Source organism: Thauera phenolivorans (assembly GCF_001696715.1).
GTDB classification, from domain to species: Bacteria; Pseudomonadota; Gammaproteobacteria; order Burkholderiales; family Rhodocyclaceae; genus Thauera; species Thauera phenolivorans.
This window is the reverse complement of the sequence record NZ_MBFM01000004.1, coordinates 72,637-88,477: the sequence shown is the minus strand read 5'-3', so window position 1 is coordinate 88,477 and position 15,841 is coordinate 72,637. Positions and strand designations below refer to the sequence as shown.

Sequence of the window (15,841 nt, the reverse complement as noted above, 5' to 3'; positions counted from 1 at the left end):
TTCGGTCAAATGGGGTGCGTCGCCCCGTTCACCGATGGCAGTACCACAGCTGATTACCGTATGGCTTCCGCGGAGGCCCGGCGTCTCGTCGAGCGGGTGCACTTTACCGACGATGTGAGGATGATGCGGCGGGGCGGAACCACGAACCAGCTCGCCGCCGACATCGCCTACACACTAAAGAAGTTTCCCAATCACTATCAGGCACTGATGACGATGGGGGATTACTCGCTGAAGGTGAAGCTGAATCCGCCGCCGGGCGCTCAGTACACCGTGGAGTGCTGGTTCGACCGCGCCCTTCGCTTCGCGCCCGACGACCCGATGGTGAAGACGGTCTACGGTCTCTACCTGATCAAGCGCAACAAGCACAAGGATGCGGTCGCGCAGCTCGAGGCGGCACTGGCGCAGGCGGGTGACAACGCCAACGTGCATTACAACCTCGGCCTCGCGTACTTCGACCTCAAGCAGTACGACAAGGCCCTGAAGAGCGCACACGCAGCCTACCGGATGGGCTTTCCGTTTCCCGGCCTCAAGAACAAGCTGGAGCGCGTGGGTGCGTGGCGGGAGCCTTGACGAGGCCGCGTCGTGTGAGCATCGCCTGTGCGCGCCAGAAAACCCCGCGCGCGAGCCGGATGCCGGCCGCGCCCACCAGCAGCAGACCGAGATAGAGCGCCATCCAGCGCAGCTGCAGGACGGAGTCGGGCAGCACCTCCTTGCGATCCGGGCCGAGCAGGAACTGCACGCCCGAGTAGAACATGCCGTACTTTTCCACCGCGGGTGACAGGCCCTTCGTGAGCAGGAACCAGGAGACGGGCAGGCAGAGCACGGTCAGCACGGCCGTGGCCGCAAGCGCGCGCGGGCTGGCGGCCTGGCCGAGCACTGCCATGTTGACCGCAGCAATGCCCAGCAGAAGGTAGAGGTAGGCGCCGCCACCGAGGCCGAATGCTCCGCTCGGGGCGATCAGCTCGTTGAGGTTGTCGGTTGATGACCAGTCGAAGGCGATCGACTTGCACAGCCACAGCAGCGGCAGTAGCACGAGGCCGGCCTTGATGGCGTCGAGGCGGCGTCCTGGCAGCGACTCGGGCTTCGCCGCCAGCAGGGCGACCGCCAGGAAGGCCGACGGCGGCAGGTAGAGGGCCAGGTAACGCACGACGCGCTCGATCGGCGCGACGAACCCCGGGCTGATGTGTTCGCGGAAGACACCCGCCCACCACGCTCCCCAGCTGAGCTTGTTCACCACCATCCAGTGCAGATTGGTGCTGCCGGCGATGTCCATGATGCTCTCGCCGGTGACGCTCGCCAGCAGCAGAAGCAGGCTGACGATGCCGTTCGCGACCAGCAGGACCGGCAATTGGAGCCAGGGGTGGCGCGCTCCTGCAGCGATCTTCACTGCCAGCCAGCTGCCAGCGCCGATCCACAGCAGGGCGAGGGTGAACACCGCGATCGCCAGCGGATTGCCATCGCCGAGGAACAGTTCGCGCACGTTGTAGGGTACGCCCGGCTGGCGCACCAGCCATGACAGCGCGATGACGGCAAGGATCCAGCCGGCCAGTCCGGCGAGGCCGAGCGGCGAGCGCCAGGAAAGGGGCTGGGACGTTTTCGGCACCTCCGCCAGCCGGTCGTTCGGGACCTCCTCGCTGCGGACGGGTGCGGTGCCCGGCTGCGCGATCGCTTGAGCCGCGCCGAGTCGCGCGTCGCGCATCAGCAGGCTCACGATCAGGGTGGTGAGCGCGGGCGTGATGTCGGCGCTGCGCCCCACGATCCACATCTGGGCGAATTCGAGCAGCAGCACCCAGACGACCAGGAAGCCACCGATGCCGCGCACGTTGCCGCCGATGCGGGCGCCGAGCCAGAGGATCGCGACCGCCACCCATGCGGTCTGCGCGAGCTCGCGCAGGTTGCCCAGCATGTCGCCGCGCAGGTAGCCGACGAAGGGGAGCAGGTTGAAGGCGCCCGGCGAACCGGTGAAGTCGAAGGGCGCGAGCGCGGAAAGCGTCATCCCGAGGAGCATCGCGCCGAAAGCGAGGGCGTTCAGCCACTGGGGGCGAAACTGGATCAGGAAGACGGCGCTCGCCCACGCCAGACACCAGCTCAGGAGCTCCGCCCGATACAGCGCGTTGTGAACGGTGAGCAGCTTTGCCGCGGCAGCCAGGGCGATGGTGAGGCCGAGCAGCAGCAGGGTGCGTGCCGGCGGAAAGCGCGAGGCCAGCGCGCTCCCGACGACGAGGACGCCGGCGTAGGCGAGGAGGAGGTCTGGGAAGCCGACGGCCGACGGTCCGAGGAACACGCGCAGGTGGCTCTTCAAGGCTTGCCAGTCGAGCGACGGCAGCAGCGGCAGTGCCATCAGGCCCAGCCACAGCAGGGGCAGGAGGAGCGCGGGATCGAACTGCGATGACGCCCCGCGACCGGCCACCAGCTTGCGCACGAACGGATGCAGCACGAACTGGCCGACGAGGATGCCGATGCTGTTCCAGAACACGTCCGACAGCGCGGCGTCCCGGCTGGGCAGGCCGATCTGCAGCACCTGCAGGACGAGGGCGAGCGCGATGCCGCTGGCGAAGCTGGGCCAGTGCCAGCGCGAGTGTGCCGGCGCTGTGGCCTGCAGCGCGCCCCAGGGTACGAAGAGCAGCAAGTTGCCGGCGACGTCGCCGCGACTCGACCACAGGCGGCTGTCGTGCAGCAGGGCGGCTAGCGCACCCGAGGGCGAATCCGGCCAGACGAACTGGAACGGATAGAGCGAACCATAGGCGATCAGCGCCCCCACGAGGAGGCGCCACCCGTTCACACCGCTGAATCGCTCGCGCACCGCACGCCCCCCGACCGTTCGCCGGACGGGTGCGCCCGGCGCTCAACTCATGCTGCGGCCCACACTGTAGTAGCGCCAGCCATCGCCCTGCAACCGCTCCGGACTGTACAGGTTGCGCCCATCGACGATCACCTTCGACTTCAGCAGACCTTCCATCTCCTCGAAGTCGGGCGCGCGGAACTGCTGCCATTCGGTGCAGATCGCCAGCGCGTCCGCGCCCTCGAGCGCGCTGTACTTGTTGCTGCACAGCGCCAGCTGCGGACGCTCGCCGTAGATGCGGCGGGTTTCCTCCATTGCCACCGGGTCGAAGACCTGCACCGTCGCACCCGCCTCCCACAGCGCCTCGAGCAGGGTGCGGCTGGGGGCTTCGCGCATGTCGTCGGTGTTGGGCTTGAAGGCGAGGCCCCACACCGCGATGGTCTTGCCGGCGAGCTTGTCGGCGCCGCCGAAGTGCTTCGCCAGCTTGGCGAACAGCGTGGTCTTCTGGCGGTTGTTGACCGCTTCGACCGCCTTCAGCAGCGGGGCGTCGTAGCCGATCTGGTCGGCGGTGCGACCGAGCGCCTGGACGTCCTTGGGGAAGCATGAACCGCCATAGCCGCAGCCCGGGTAGATGAAGTGGTAGCCGATGCGCGGGTCGGCGCCGATCCCCTTGCGCACTTCCTCGATGTCGGCGCCCAGGATCTCGGCCATGTTGGCGAGCTCGTTCATGAAGCTGATCTTGGTCGCCAGCATCGCGTTGGCGGCGTACTTGGTGAGCTCGGCGCTACGCACGTCCATGAACATCGTGCGTTCGTGGTTGCGGTTGAAGGGCTCGTAGAGCTCGCGCATGCGCTCCTGCGCCTTGGCCGAGCGGGTGCCGATGATGATGCGGTCGGGCTTGAGGAAGTCGCCCACCGCCGCGCCTTCCTTGAGGAATTCCGGATTGGAGACGACGTCGAAGGGGATCGGTTCGCCGCGCTCGGCGAGCACCTGGTCGATCCGCGCCTTCACCTTGTCGGCGGTGCCGACCGGCGCGGTGGACTTGTTGATCACCACCCGGTAGCGCGGCATGTGGCGGGCGATCGACTCGGCCACCGCGAGCACGTACTGCAGGTCGGCCGAGCCGTCCTCGTCGGGCGGGGTGCCGACCGCGATGAACTGGATTTCCGCGTGCTTGACCGCCTCCTCGACGTCGGTGGTGAAGCGAAGCCGGCCTTCGGCCACGTTGCGCTCGACGATCGGCTGCAGGCCGGGCTCCCAGATCGGGATGATCCCGTCCTTGAGTTTCTCGATCTTGGTCTGGTCGACGTCCATGCAGACGACGGTGTGGCCGACTTCCGCCAGGCAGGCGCCGGTGACGAGGCCGACGTAGCCGGTTCCGAAAATGGTGAGTTTCATGCTGGGTTTGCCTCTGTTCGAGCTAAATCCGGGGTCCGCATCGCGAAGCGCGGGCGATTGCCCTCAGCCTACCGCCGCAACATGACGGTAACAACCGCAACGCATCACGGACGGCGGAATAATGCCATCGTGCGCCTGCGCTGAGTGTTCAGCCGAGTTCGCGTTTGCGCCGCCGGCGCCCGGCGGGCTGCGCCTTGCGGCCGCGCACCACGCTGATCACCATGGTGAGGATGAAGGCTGCCAGCGCGAGCGCGTTGGCGATGCCGCCCCACTGGCGCAGGCTGAAGGCGTCGGCGAGGCCGCCCGCGACCCGCAGCGCGAGCGAGCCGTGCAGCAGCGCGAGCGGCAGGTAGAAGGCGGGATGCCAGGGAATCTTCACCTTCGCCACCGCCGGGAAGATGATCGGCGCGTGGCCGAACACCATCGAGAAGACAAAGCCGAGCGCGATCGCGTGCATCGCGGCGTCGTGCAGGGCGTGGCCGGGGGCGAAGCCGCCTGCGAGCCCGGCGAGGCCGGCGGCGCCCAGCCACAGGTAGCCCGAGAGCAGGCAGATCGCGATGAAGCGGGTGAGGCCGTGCTGGCGTGCGTTGTGACGGGCGATGTCGTAGAGGAGCAGCCAGGCGGCGAGCGCGAGCAGGCCGGCGGCGAAGACGCCGAGACCGGCAGCCTCGCGCCAGGGCACGAGCAGGGCGCCGGCGAGGATCGGTGTCACGATCGCGACGAAGCTCGGCGCCGCCGCCGGGCGCGCGGGCAGGAAGCGGGTGAGTTCGAGGCGCTCGCCGGCGATCGTCAGCACCAGGAAGGCGAGCCAGAGCGGCACCGCGACCTGCAGGTCGCCGCTCGCCAGCCAGGCGATGTTGCCCGCCAGCCAGCACAGCGCGCCGATCGCGAGCATCACGGTAAACAGCGCGAGCTGGCGCTGCGTCACCCGCAGGCTGGCGAGTACCAGCACCGCGGCGCCGGCGAGCATCGCCCACTGCGCCGCCGCCAAGGGACCGCCGGCGAGCAGCACGACGCCGCCCGTGCCGGCGGCGGCCGGCGCGAGGTAGGACCACGGGCTGCCGAGGGCGACCGCGCGTTCGAGGCTGATGACGGTGCCGAAGAAGGCGCCGATCATCAGCGCCGCATGGCTGCCGGCTTGGGCGGCGCCGAAGTCGGGCACCGCCACGCCGAGCCGCGCGAGGCCGGCAAGCACCCCGGTGAGCAGCGAGAGCAGGCCGAGGACGAGGAGCGGGATCCGTGCGGGCGGGGGAATCTCGCGTATCACGCCGCGCTCAGGGCTTTTTCCAGCCGAAGTGGGCGCGCGCTTCGGGCGCCATGCGCTCGGGTGTCCACGGCGGATCCCACACCAGGTCGACGTGCAGCTGCACCTCGGGGGGGATCGTCGCATCGAGGGCGGCGTCGATGTCGTCGAGGATCATGTCGGCCATCGGGCACGCGGGCGAGGTCATCGTCATCTCGATGCGGATGTCGTCGTCACCGACCTCGATCCGGTAGATGAGGCCGAGGTCGACGATGTTCACGCCGACCTCGGGATCGATCACCCGGCGCAGGATGGCGCGGATGGCGTCGGCGTCGAGCCTGGGCGGGGTGGCCATGGGCTGCGCCGCTCAGCGGCTCTTGATCATCGTGCCCACGCCGTGGTGGGTGAGGATCTCGAGCAACAGGCAATGCTCGACGCGGCCGTCGATGATGTGCACCGACTTGACGCCGTTGCGCGCGGCGTCGAGCGCCGAGCCGATCTTGGGCAGCATGCCGCCCGACAGGGTGCCGTCGGCGACCAGCTCGTCGATCTGCCCCGGGGTGAGGCCGGTGAGCAGGTTGCCCTGCTTGTCGAGCACGCCCGGGGTGTTGGTGAGCAGGACGAGCTTTTCCGCCTTGAGGATCTCGGCCAGCTTGCCGGCGACGACGTCGGCGTTGATGTTGTAGGTCTCGCCGTCCTTGCCGACGCCGATCGGCGCGATCACCGGGATGAAGTCGCCCTTGTCGAGGAAGGAGATCAGGCTGGGGTCGATGCTGGTGATCTCGCCGACCTGGCCGACGTCGACCACGTCGCCCGCGGGTGCGTCGAGCTTCTGCATCAGCAGCTTCTTGGCGCGGATGAAGCTGGCGTCCTTGCCGGTGAGGCCTACCGCCTTGCCGCCGTGCTTGTTGATCAGGCTGACGATTTCCTTGTTCACCTGGCCGCCGAGCACCATCTCGACCACTTCCATGGTCTCGGCGTCGGTCACCCGCATGCCCTGGATGAACTCGCCCTTCTTGCCCACGCGGGTGAGCAGGGTCTCGATCTGCGGACCGCCGCCGTGCACCACCACCGGGTTGAGGCCGACCAGCTTGAGCAGCACGACGTCGCGCGCGAAGCAGTCCTTGAGGTGGGGGTCGGTCATCGCGTTGCCGCCGTACTTGATGACGATGGTCTTGTCGAAGAAGCGCTGGATATAGGGCAGCGCCTCGGCCAGGATCTCGGCCTTGAGTGCGGGTTCGACGGAGGCGGTCTTGGGATTGACGCTCGGGCTGACGTTCATGTGCGGGGTCCTCGTGGGAAACACCGCAATTCTAGGCGATCAGGATGGCTCTGCGTGGACCACCGCGGGCGTGCCGCGGGGCATCCGACCGATCCCGCGTAGCAGCGGCGACCGCCGCGTCACTCGCCGAGCCGAGGTGTCTGGAACGCCCCGGGGACCCAGCGCGCGGGCGGGTTCAGGGGACGCGTGCCGAGGGGGAGGGCGAATTCGGCCTGGGGCACGAGGTGCGAGGGGGCGGGCGGGAAGGCCCGCCGGCGCAGCAGGGCGTCGGCGCCGAGGCTGAAGTCGAGAATGCCGGGGTCGCCGAGCGCGCCGGGCGGCAGCGGGACGTTGCCCGCATGGTCGCCGGCGTTCGTGGTGGTGAAGACGCCGAGGCCCACGGTGAGGTTGTTGCGGGTCAGCACCGGCGTCGCCGCCGGCAGCCGCTCGGCCCACACGCGCAGGAACAGGGCTGGACGCAGCCCCTCGTTGAGCAGCGTGTTGTGCGCCAGCTCCAGCCGGCTGTCGGGCCAGGCATCGCCCTCGGCGCCGAAGGTGACCACCGTCGCGTTCTGCGATGCAGCGCTCTGGCCGATGACGTTGCCGACGAGCGTCGCGTGGCCGCCGTTGGGCAGGTCGATCTCGTAGGAGGCTTCCCCCGCCGGGCCGTCGTGGATCATGTTGTAGCGGATCTCGCTGCGCCGCGCGCGCGACTTGATCAGGTGGCCGCGCTGGCCCTGATGGAAGCGGCTGCCCTCCACCTCGAAGCGGGCGATGCGGCCGACGTAGAGCAGATGCGGCAGCGAATGCTCCTGGCGCGGCGCCTCGGCGAACACGCTGTCCTCGATGCGCAGCTCGGCGTCCTCGAAGTTGGCGGTGAGGATGCCGGTCTGGTTGTCATGGAAGGCGCTGTTGCGCACGCTGAGGCGGCCGCGCTCGAAGCGGATGCCGGCGCCGTTGCCGTCCGCCACGCGGGCGCCGCGGAATTCGATGTTGTCGACCACGAAGTCGCCGTTGCGGATCACCCAGATCGCCTTGCCCTCGGCGCTTTCGCCGTCGGCGATCAGCACCGGCCGCCCGCCGACCCCACGGATTGTCAGCCGCTTCTGCTTCCAGACCGCGACGTCGCCGCGGTACTCGCCGGCCAGGATCTCGACCACGTCGCCGTCCTTCGCCTGTTTGGCGGCGTCGGCAATGCGCGCGATCGCTTCGCCCGGCCCCACGCGCAGGGTGGCGGCATCGACGGGAGCGGCGGCGAGCAGCAGCGCGCCCAGCGCCAGCGCGGGGAGTGGCGGGCGCAGACATGAAAAAGCCGCCACCCCTGGTCGGGTGTGGCGGCTCGGCATGCCACCGGGGCGCTTGCGCGTCACTCGATGTTCAGGCGCTTGGCCTGGGCTTCGGCCTTCTTCGGCAGCGTCAGGGTCAGCACGCCGTCGGCGAACTTCGCGGCCGCCTTGCCTTCATCGACATCCTGGCCGAGCTGGAAGCTGCGCGAGACCTTGCCGAAGTAGCGCTCGCTGCGCAGCACGCGCTCGCCTTCCTTCTCTTCCTTCTCCTGCTTGCGTTCGGCGCTGATCGACACCACCGGGCCGTCGATATGGACGTGGATGTCTTCCTTCTTCATGCCGGGCAGTTCGGCATGGACCTCGTAGTTGTCCGGGTTCTCCTTGACGTCGACCCGCATCTGGGGGGCCTCGGCCCCGGGGAAGCCGCCGAATTCGACCGGACGGACGAAGAAGCCACGGAAGAGGTCGTCGAGCGGATCGCTGCGGCGAGGAGTGATGTTGCTTGCCATCGTGTTGCCTCCTTTGCTTGTGAGTCGCTGCCGGTGCATCCCGGCTTCATCATCAATATAGGTACCGATCGGGATATTTCAAGCCGGGTGCGTGTATCGTTTGAGCCCGATCGAGCCACTGCCCGGAAGGAGGCGACGCGATGACGATTGAAAAGGATGGGGCGCATGCGGCTGCCGCCGCGCCCACCAACGTGTGCCCGCGCTGCGGCGAGGCCTTCAGCTGCGGCATGGAGGCGGGGGTGGAAACCTGCTGGTGCACCGCCTATCCGGCGGGCGTGGTGGTGCCCGATGCTGCGGTGGGTGGCTGCTACTGCCCGGCCTGCCTGGCCGAGCTCATCGATCGGCAGCGGGCGCAGGCGGGGGGGATGTATTGCCGGCCCCTTCGTCCGCCTCGTTCCCGCTGACGAAGACGCGGAAAGGCACGTTCTCCTCGCCCCACCAGGCGGCGGCCTCGGCGAACACCTCGAGGGCGACGGCGAAGGTCTCGGGCTCGGCGCGGTGCAGGCCCTGCGGGTGCTCGAGTACGACCACGTAACCCGGCGCGTGCAGCCATGAGAGGTCGCCGAGGCTGTCGGCGAGCGCGTCCCAGTTGTGGCCGAACCAGTCGGGAAAGCGCATCGCGCCGGCCACCCGCCGCAGCAGCTCGGCCTTGCTGGCGCAGCCGGCGAGATCGATGCGAAAGTACAGGAAGCCACGTGCGGCGGCGGCGGCGAGCAACGCGTCGCGGGTGTCGTCGGCGAGCGGCAGGACCTCGGTGGCAGGGTCGAGCAGGGCGGGATCGAAGGCGGCGGGAGCGGTCATGGGCGGGGCTCGATCTGGCGGAAGCTGCGGTAGTGATCCGAAGTGTAGTAGTAGACCTCGGGCGGGTCGCCCCCGGTGACGACGCGCCGCGCGCCGCGGTCGCGCGCGCCCGGCGTCTTCACCGTGTATTCGCGGTAGAAGCCGCGCGGCTTCTGCGGCAGCAGGCGCTCGCGGTTCTGGAACACCGTGCCGTCCTTGCGGTAGGGGAAGGGGCCGCCCTGCCGGATCAGCGCGATCGTCTCCACCGCCTCGCGCGGCAGGTCGGGAGGGGCCGTGCGCTGCTCGGTGACGGGGCTGCAGCCGAGCAGGCCGGCGAGGCCGAGCAGGAAGACCAGAAGAAGAAGCGCCCGGCGCACGTTCGCTCCAAGTGGGCGGCGCGTGCAGGAACAGTGGTCACGCCCGTGCGGATCGGTTGATTGCATAGATGGTCACATCCGGGGTGAGCACGTGAGCGATCCAGCGAGCGAGAGGAACGCGCCTGATGAGCCTCAGGGCTGCACGGCCCTTCACGCTAAATTTTCGATCGTCGGCCGCATCGAAACGGTCGAGGCTGTCGAGTCCGAGGCGAGCGAGATAATCGCGAAGCTGGTAGAAGCTGAACCAGTGGACCGCGGGGTACTTCGTGTGTCTCACCAGCTCCGGGCGGGTCGTCACTGAAAGCCGCTCGTAGTAGCGCTTGACCGGGCCCGGGTACCAGCTGTACATCGGCAGATCGAATTCGTCCTGGATAGGACAGAGAGCGTTCGTCGTGCTTAGAAAGAGGAGACCGCCGGGTGCGAGAACGCGGGCTGCCTCTTTCAAGCAAAGTTCCCAGTCGGCAACATGCTCGAGCAACTCGGGCAGCAGGACTACGTCCATTTGCGCATCGGCATAGGGCAACTGGGTTGCAGATCCGACACGAAACTCGATGGGCAGGCCGGCTTCGGCAGCACGGGAACCTGCGAGTTCGATCAGCGGCGCATTGACATCCAGGCCATGGACAGAGTGACCCAGCTTGGCCCAGAGCTGGCTGCAGGTGCCAGCGCCGCAGCCGATGTCCGCGACTCGCAGCGGGCCGTCCGTGCCACGGACCCGGGCGAGCAAACGCAGTATGTTGTTTCGCGTTCTTGTGAAACGCCCCAAAGTGTTGTCGGAAACGCTTGAATCTGCATAGTAGGAAAGGAAGTTTGGGTCGGAGCCATGGTCGAAAATGGTCGGTTCGCTCATCCTGCATGCTCTCATGACGTATGCACGCCGCTTCGAATCCGTGCGTGACGGTTTACGAAACCAGCCTGCAAATAGAAAGGGGGCGTTCATCGGCATTTACATCTTATTGTAATTTCCGATGTCATGCGTCAACGACATGCGGCGCCGTCTGCTACGAGAGCCATGATGCATACGGGAGAAAAGAAAGGGCGGAAGGTCTGATCCTCCCGCCCTGAGACCTCCGACAGCGCGACGTGCTGAACTAGTGGCGCCGAGTGCGTGAATGGTTACCTATCCACTTCCACCTGGGTCTCGACCTTCTGCCGCAGGCGGATGTGCAGCTCGCGCAGCTGCTTCTCGTCGACGTCGCCCGGGGCGTTGGTCAGCAGGCACTGGGCGCGCTGGGTCTTGGGGAAGGCGATGACGTCGCGGATCGACTCGGCGCCGGTCATCATGGTGACGATGCGGTCGAGGCCGAAGGCCAGGCCGCCGTGCGGGGGGGCGCCGTACTTGAGGGCGTCGAGCAGGAAGCCGAACTTCTGCTGCTGCTCCTCGGCGCCGATCCGCAGCGCATCGAAGACCTTTGCCTGCACGTCGGCGCGATGGATACGCACCGAGCCGCCGCCGATCTCCCAGCCGTTGAGCGCGAGGTCGTAGGCCTTGGCGAGGCACTCGCCCGGATTGGACTCGAGCAGCTCGAGGTGCTCGTCCTTCGGGCTGGTGAAGGGGTGGTGGCAGGCCACCCAGCGCTTGTCGTCCTCGTCGTATTCGAACATCGGGAAGTCGACCACCCACACCGGGCACCAGGCCTCGCCGGTGACGTAGCCCTTCTCGTGGCCGAGCTTGGCGCGCAGCGCGCCCATGGCGTCGTTGACCACCTTGGTCTTGTCGGCGCCGAAGAAGATCAGGTCGCCCGACTGGGCGCCGGTGCGCTCGATGATGGTGCGCAGCGCGGTCTCGTGCAGGTTCTTGACGATCGGCGACTGCAGGCCCTGCTCGTTGGGCTGGCTGGCGTCGTTGACCTTGATGTAGGCGAGGCCACGGGCGCCGTAGATGCCGACGAACCTGGTGTATTCGTCGATCTCGCCGCGGGTCAGGGCGTTGCCGCCGGGCACGCGCATCGCGGCGACGCGGCCGCCGGCGTTGGCCGGGCCGCTGAAGACCTTGAAGGCGACGTCCTGCACCGCGTCGGTGACGTCGGTGAGCTCGAGGGTGACGCGCAGGTCGGGCTTGTCCGAGCCGTAGCGGCGCATCGCCTCGGCGTAGGTCATGCGCGGGAAGGGCGTGGGCAGCTCGACCGCCATCGCTTCCTTGAACACGAAGCGGATCATGTCCTCGACCAGGGCGGTGATCTGGTGCTCGTCCATGAAGGAGGTCTCGAGGTCGACCTGGGTGAATTCGGGCTGGCGGTCGGCGCGCAGGTCCTCGTCGCGGAAGCACTTGACGATCTGGTAGTAGCGGTCGTAGCCCGCCACCATCAGCAGCTGCTTGAAGAGCTGGGGCGACTGCGGCAGGGCGAAGAACTGGCCCGGATGGACGCGCGAGGGCACGAGGTAGTCGCGTGCGCCTTCGGGCGTGCTCTTGGTGAGCATCGGCGTCTCGACGTCGATGAAGCCCGCGCCGTCGAGGAAGCGACGGAAGGCCATCGTGGTCTTGTAGCGCAACATCAGGTTCTTCTGCATCTGCGGGCGGCGCAGGTCGATGACGCGGTTGGTCAGGCGCACCGTCTCCGACAGGTTCTCGTCGTCGAGCTGGAAGGGCGGCGTGACGGCGGCGTTGAGCACCTCGATCTCGTGGCACAGCACCTCGATCTCGCCCGAGGTGAGGTTCGGGTTCTCGGTGCCGGCCGGCCGGCGGCGGACCTTGCCGGTCATCTTCAGCACGAACTCGTTGCGCACCGATTCGGCGACCTTGAACATGTCGGGGCGGTCGGGGTCGCACACCACCTGCACCAGGCCCTCGCGGTCGCGCAGGTCGACGAAGATGACGCCGCCGTGGTCGCGGCGGCGGTGGACCCAGCCGCACAGGGTGACGGTCTGGTCGAGATCGGCAGCGGTGACTTTGCCGCAGTAGTGAGTTCGCATCGTTATCGTTCCGGCTGTTCGGCGTTGGCCCGGGTGGGCCGGGAAAAGGGGTTCGGGAGCCTGTCGTCAGTTCGTCAGTTGGCGGGCGGCTGCTCGTTGAGCAGGGCCGGGCGCTCGGCCGGCTTGCGCAGCGGCGGCGCGACCACGCCCATCGAGACGATGTATTTGAGCGCCTCGTCGACGCTCATCTCCAACTCGATCACGTCGGCCCTCGGCATCATCAGGAAGAAGCCGGAGGTCGGGTTGGGCGTGGTCGGCACGTAGATGCTGACGTAGTCGCCGGGCAGGTGGTTGGCCGCGTCGCCGCCGGGCTTGCCGGTGAGGAAGGCGATCGTCCACGCGCCCTCGCGCGGGTACTGCACCAGCAGCGCCTTGCGGAAGGCCTGGCCGCTGCTGGAGAAGAGGGTGTCGGAGACCTGCTTGACGCTGTAGTAGATCGACTTCACCACCGGGATGCGGGAGAGGATCGCTTCCCACAGCTGCACCAGCTTCTGGCCGAGCACGTTGGCTGCGACCAGACCGGTGAGGAACACCAGCAGCACGCTGAAGACCACGCCGGCGCCGGGGATGTCGACGCCGAACAGCTCCTTGGGGTGGTAGCCGTTCGGCAGCAGCAGCAGGATCTGGTCGAGCGTGCCGACGGTCCACGCGAGCACCATGAAGGTGATCGCCAGCGGGATCCAGATCAGCAGTCCGGTGATGAAGTATTTCTTCACTCGCTCGTCTTTGCGGCGCGCCGCTCAGTGGCAGGCACAGCCGCCACCCGCGCAGCTCGGCGCGGCCGCGCTCTCGCTCGCGGCGGGCGACGCGGCGCTCGCGCTGCCGCCGCCGCCGCCCTTGAAGTCGGTGGCATACCAGCCGGAGCCCTTGAGCTGGAAGCCGGCGGCCGACAGCAGCTTGGCGTAGCTCTCCTTGCCGCAGGACGGGCAGGTGGTGAGCAGCGCGTCGCTCATTTTCTGCAGGTGTTCCTTCTGAAACCCGCAGCTTTCGCAACGATATTCGTAGATGGGCATGACAAGCTCCCGAAAGGCAAGTGCGCAAGTCTAGCGCAACGCAGCATAAGGAAAAAGCGGAGCCCCGCAGTGCCGGGGTGCGGCGCCTAGATGGGGGCTGGAAGGGCGGGTTTCAAGGGCGGCGCGCCCTTCGCCCTCAGAGCATGCCGAGGTAGCGGCTGGTGATCCACTCGCCCCAGAACAGGGCAATGATGCCGGCGGCGGCGAGGTAGGGGCCGAAGGGGATCGGCACGTTGCGGCCGTGGCGGCCGAGCACGATCAGCGCGATCCCGGTGACCGCGCCCACCAGCGAGGAGAGCAGGATGGTCAGCGGCAGCATCTGCCAGCCGAGCCAGGCGCCGATCGCCGCGAGCAGCTTGAAGTCGCCGTAGCCCATGCCCTCCTTGCCGGTGGCGAGCTTGAACAGCCAGAACACCGACCACAGCGCGAGATAGCCGGCGACCGCGCCGATCACCGCCGAGGGCAGGTCGGTGAAGGTGGCGCCGAGGTTGAACAGCAGTCCGAGCCAGAGCAGCGGCAGGGTGAGGTCGTCGGGCAGCAGCTGGGTGTCGAGGTCGATGAAGGTCAGCGCCACCACCGCCCAGATGAACAGCAGGGCGCCGGCGGCGGCGAGGCCGAAGCCGAAGTGCCAGGCGGCATAGCCCGAGAGCGCGGCGGTGAGCAGCTCGACCACCGGGTAGCGGCGTCCGATCGGCGCGCTGCAGTGGCGGCAGCGCCCGCGCAGCACCAGGTAGCTCACCACCGGGATGTTCTCGAGCGCGGTGATCACGTGGCCGCAGTGCGGGCAGCGCGAGCGCGGCGTGGCGAGGTTGAAGCGCGGCGCCTCGGGCAGCGGCTCGCCGCGCAGTTCGGCGGCCTGCGCGTGCCATTCGCGCTCCATCATCCTGGGCAGGCGATGGATGACGACGTTGAGGAAGCTGCCGACGAACAGGCCGAGCAGCGACGCGAGGACGGTGAAGGCGAGCGGGTCGCGCAGGAGATCGGTCATGGACGGGCGCACAGGGCCCGGCCGCGGCGCGGCCGGGCAGGGAAGGGGAAGAGACTCAGACCACCGAGCCGAGCTTGAAGATGGGCAGGTACATCGCGACCACCAGGCCACCGATCACGGTGCCGAGGAAGACCATGATGATCGGCTCGAGCAGCTGCGACAGGCCGCCGACCGCGTCATCGACCTCCTGCTCGTAGAAGTCGGCCGACTTCGAGAGCATCGAGTCGAGCTGGCCGGACTCCTCGCCGATCGACACCATCTGCACCACCATGGTCGGGAACACGCTCGCGTTCTGCATCGCCACGGTGAGGCTGGTGCCGCCGCTGATCTCGTTCTGGATCTGCCGCGTGGCCTTGAGGTACACATAGTTGCCCGAGGCGCCGCCCACCGAGTCGAGCGCCTCGACCAGCGGCACGCCGGCGGCGAACATGGTCGACAGCGTGCGCGCCCAGCGCGCCACCGTCGCCTTCATGATGATGTCGCCGACCACCGGCAGCTTGAGCACCGCGCGGTCGACCAGGATCTGCATCTTCTCCGAGCGCTTGTACATGTAGGAGATGCCGACGATGGTGCCGATGACGGTGCCGAGCAGGATGTACCAGTAGTCGACGAAGAAGTCCGACATCGCGATCACCATCAGCGTGGGCGCGGGCAGGTCGGCGCCGAAGCTGGTGAACACGTTCTTGAACTCGGGAATCACGAACAGCATCATCACCGAGATCACCAGCGCGGCGACCACGATCACCGCGGCCGGGTAGAACAGCGCCGACTTGATCTTGCTCTTGATCGCGAGGATCTTTTCCTTGTAGGTCGCGATGCGGTCGAGCAGGTTGTCGAGGATGCCCGCCTGTTCGCCGGCGTGCACCAGGTTGCAGAACAGCTTGTCGAAATGGACCGGGTGCTTGCTGAAGGCCTGCGCCAGGCTGGAGCCGGTCTCGACGTCGTTGCGCACGTCGTTGAGCAGGCGCGACAGCGCCGGGTTGGGCGAACCCTTGATGCCGATGTCGAAGGCCTGCAGCAGCGGCACGCCGGACTTCATCATCGTCGCCAGCTGGCGGGTGAACAGCGCGATGTCCTTTTCGCCGATGCGTCCGCCGCGCGCCATCTTCTGCTTCTTGATGCGGGTGACGAGCACGCCCTGGCGGCGCAGCGTGGCCTGTACCACGGTGTCGCCGGTGGCCCGCATCTCGCCGCGCATGATCTTGCCGGTCTTGTCCTTGCCCTCCCAGGAGAACAACTCCTCCTTCGGGCCGATGTTGCGCATCGTGCGGGTCGCAGTCGCCATCTGTCG

General features: G+C 67.8%; 17 protein-coding genes. 2 read left to right on the top strand and 15 right to left on the bottom strand.

Features of this window, described 5'->3' with window-relative positions; translation table 11 throughout:
* Positions 1 to 570 (top strand): tetratricopeptide repeat protein (locus tag BB334_RS10340; protein WP_068808912.1); only part of this gene is annotated, 570 nt, incomplete at its 5' end.
* On the opposite strand, the gene BB334_RS10335 is transcribed toward BB334_RS10340, so the two are convergent.
* The 7 genes from BB334_RS10335 to BB334_RS10305 form a co-directional block, all read right to left on the bottom strand.
* On the bottom strand, positions 527 to 2,782 hold the full coding sequence (locus tag BB334_RS10335) for a VanZ family protein (protein WP_158014395.1): 2,256 nt from the start codon (positions 2,780 to 2,782) through the stop codon (positions 527 to 529). The two genes, BB334_RS10340 and BB334_RS10335, sit on opposite strands and share 44 nt — an antisense overlap.
* 63 nt (positions 2,783 to 2,845) lie before the next feature.
* The gene (locus BB334_RS10330; protein WP_068808194.1) at positions 2,846 to 4,180 is read right to left on the bottom strand and encodes a UDP-glucose dehydrogenase family protein; all 1,335 of its coding nucleotides are present in this window, start codon (positions 4,178 to 4,180) and stop codon (positions 2,846 to 2,848) included.
* Positions 4,181 to 4,328: 148 nt separating this feature from the next.
* The gene (locus BB334_RS10325) at positions 4,329 to 5,444 is read right to left on the bottom strand and encodes a hypothetical protein (protein ID WP_068808911.1); all 1,116 of its coding nucleotides are present in this window, start codon (positions 5,442 to 5,444) and stop codon (positions 4,329 to 4,331) included.
* A gap of 10 nt (positions 5,445 to 5,454) precedes the next feature.
* Positions 5,455 to 5,778, bottom strand: a complete 324-nt coding sequence (locus BB334_RS10320; protein ID WP_068808192.1) for a metal-sulfur cluster assembly factor — start codon at positions 5,776 to 5,778, stop codon at positions 5,455 to 5,457.
* Positions 5,779 to 5,790: 12 nt separating this feature from the next.
* A complete protein-coding gene (gene argB / locus BB334_RS10315; RefSeq protein ID WP_068808190.1) occupies positions 5,791 to 6,705 on the bottom strand; it encodes an acetylglutamate kinase in 915 nt (304 codons plus the stop codon).
* Positions 6,706 to 6,824: 119 nt separating this feature from the next.
* Entirely contained in the window at positions 6,825 to 8,054 is a 1,230-nt protein-coding gene (locus BB334_RS10310) for a right-handed parallel beta-helix repeat-containing protein (protein ID WP_232756712.1), read from the bottom strand.
* Positions 8,051 to 8,479, bottom strand: a complete 429-nt coding sequence (locus BB334_RS10305) for an Hsp20/alpha crystallin family protein (RefSeq protein ID WP_068808188.1) — start codon at positions 8,477 to 8,479, stop codon at positions 8,051 to 8,053. Before BB334_RS10305 ends, BB334_RS10310 begins: the two co-directional genes overlap by 4 nt.
* Positions 8,480 to 8,619: 140 nt before the next feature.
* Here BB334_RS10305 and BB334_RS17585 point away from each other — a divergent pair, with 140 nt between their 5' ends.
* A complete protein-coding gene (locus BB334_RS17585) occupies positions 8,620 to 8,883 on the top strand; it encodes a cysteine-rich CWC family protein (RefSeq protein ID WP_083200386.1) in 264 nt (87 codons plus the stop codon).
* Here BB334_RS17585 and BB334_RS10300 read toward each other — a convergent pair.
* The 8 genes from BB334_RS10300 to BB334_RS10265 all read right to left on the bottom strand — a co-directional run bounded on the left by BB334_RS10300 (position 8,813) and on the right by BB334_RS10265 (position 15,835).
* Positions 8,813 to 9,280, bottom strand: coding sequence for a barstar family protein (locus BB334_RS10300; RefSeq protein WP_083200385.1), 468 nt, complete (start codon positions 9,278 to 9,280; stop codon positions 8,813 to 8,815). The genes BB334_RS17585 and BB334_RS10300 overlap by 71 nt on opposite strands.
* The gene (locus BB334_RS10295; protein WP_068808186.1) at positions 9,277 to 9,636 is read right to left on the bottom strand and encodes a ribonuclease domain-containing protein; all 360 of its coding nucleotides are present in this window, start codon (positions 9,634 to 9,636) and stop codon (positions 9,277 to 9,279) included. Before BB334_RS10295 ends, BB334_RS10300 begins: the two co-directional genes overlap by 4 nt.
* 37 nt (positions 9,637 to 9,673) lie before the next feature.
* Positions 9,674 to 10,486, bottom strand: coding sequence for a class I SAM-dependent methyltransferase (locus tag BB334_RS10290; RefSeq protein WP_068808184.1), 813 nt, complete (start codon positions 10,484 to 10,486; stop codon positions 9,674 to 9,676).
* A 266-nt stretch (positions 10,487 to 10,752) separates the two neighbouring features.
* A complete protein-coding gene (gene aspS, locus BB334_RS10285) occupies positions 10,753 to 12,549 on the bottom strand; it encodes an aspartate--tRNA ligase (protein ID WP_068808182.1) in 1,797 nt (598 codons plus the stop codon).
* Between the two features lie 74 nt (positions 12,550 to 12,623).
* Entirely contained in the window at positions 12,624 to 13,265 is a 642-nt protein-coding gene (locus tag BB334_RS10280) for a DUF502 domain-containing protein (protein ID WP_068808179.1), read from the bottom strand.
* 24 nt (positions 13,266 to 13,289) lie between these two features.
* The gene (locus tag BB334_RS10275; RefSeq protein ID WP_068808176.1) at positions 13,290 to 13,562 is read right to left on the bottom strand and encodes an FmdB family zinc ribbon protein; all 273 of its coding nucleotides are present in this window, start codon (positions 13,560 to 13,562) and stop codon (positions 13,290 to 13,292) included.
* 136 nt (positions 13,563 to 13,698) lie between these two features.
* Positions 13,699 to 14,550, bottom strand: a complete 852-nt coding sequence (locus BB334_RS10270) for a prepilin peptidase (RefSeq protein WP_068808174.1) — start codon at positions 14,548 to 14,550, stop codon at positions 13,699 to 13,701.
* A gap of 55 nt (positions 14,551 to 14,605) precedes the next feature.
* Entirely contained in the window at positions 14,606 to 15,835 is a 1,230-nt protein-coding gene (locus BB334_RS10265; RefSeq protein WP_068808172.1) for a type II secretion system F family protein, read from the bottom strand.
* Between the last annotated feature and the right edge of the window lie 6 nt (positions 15,836 to 15,841).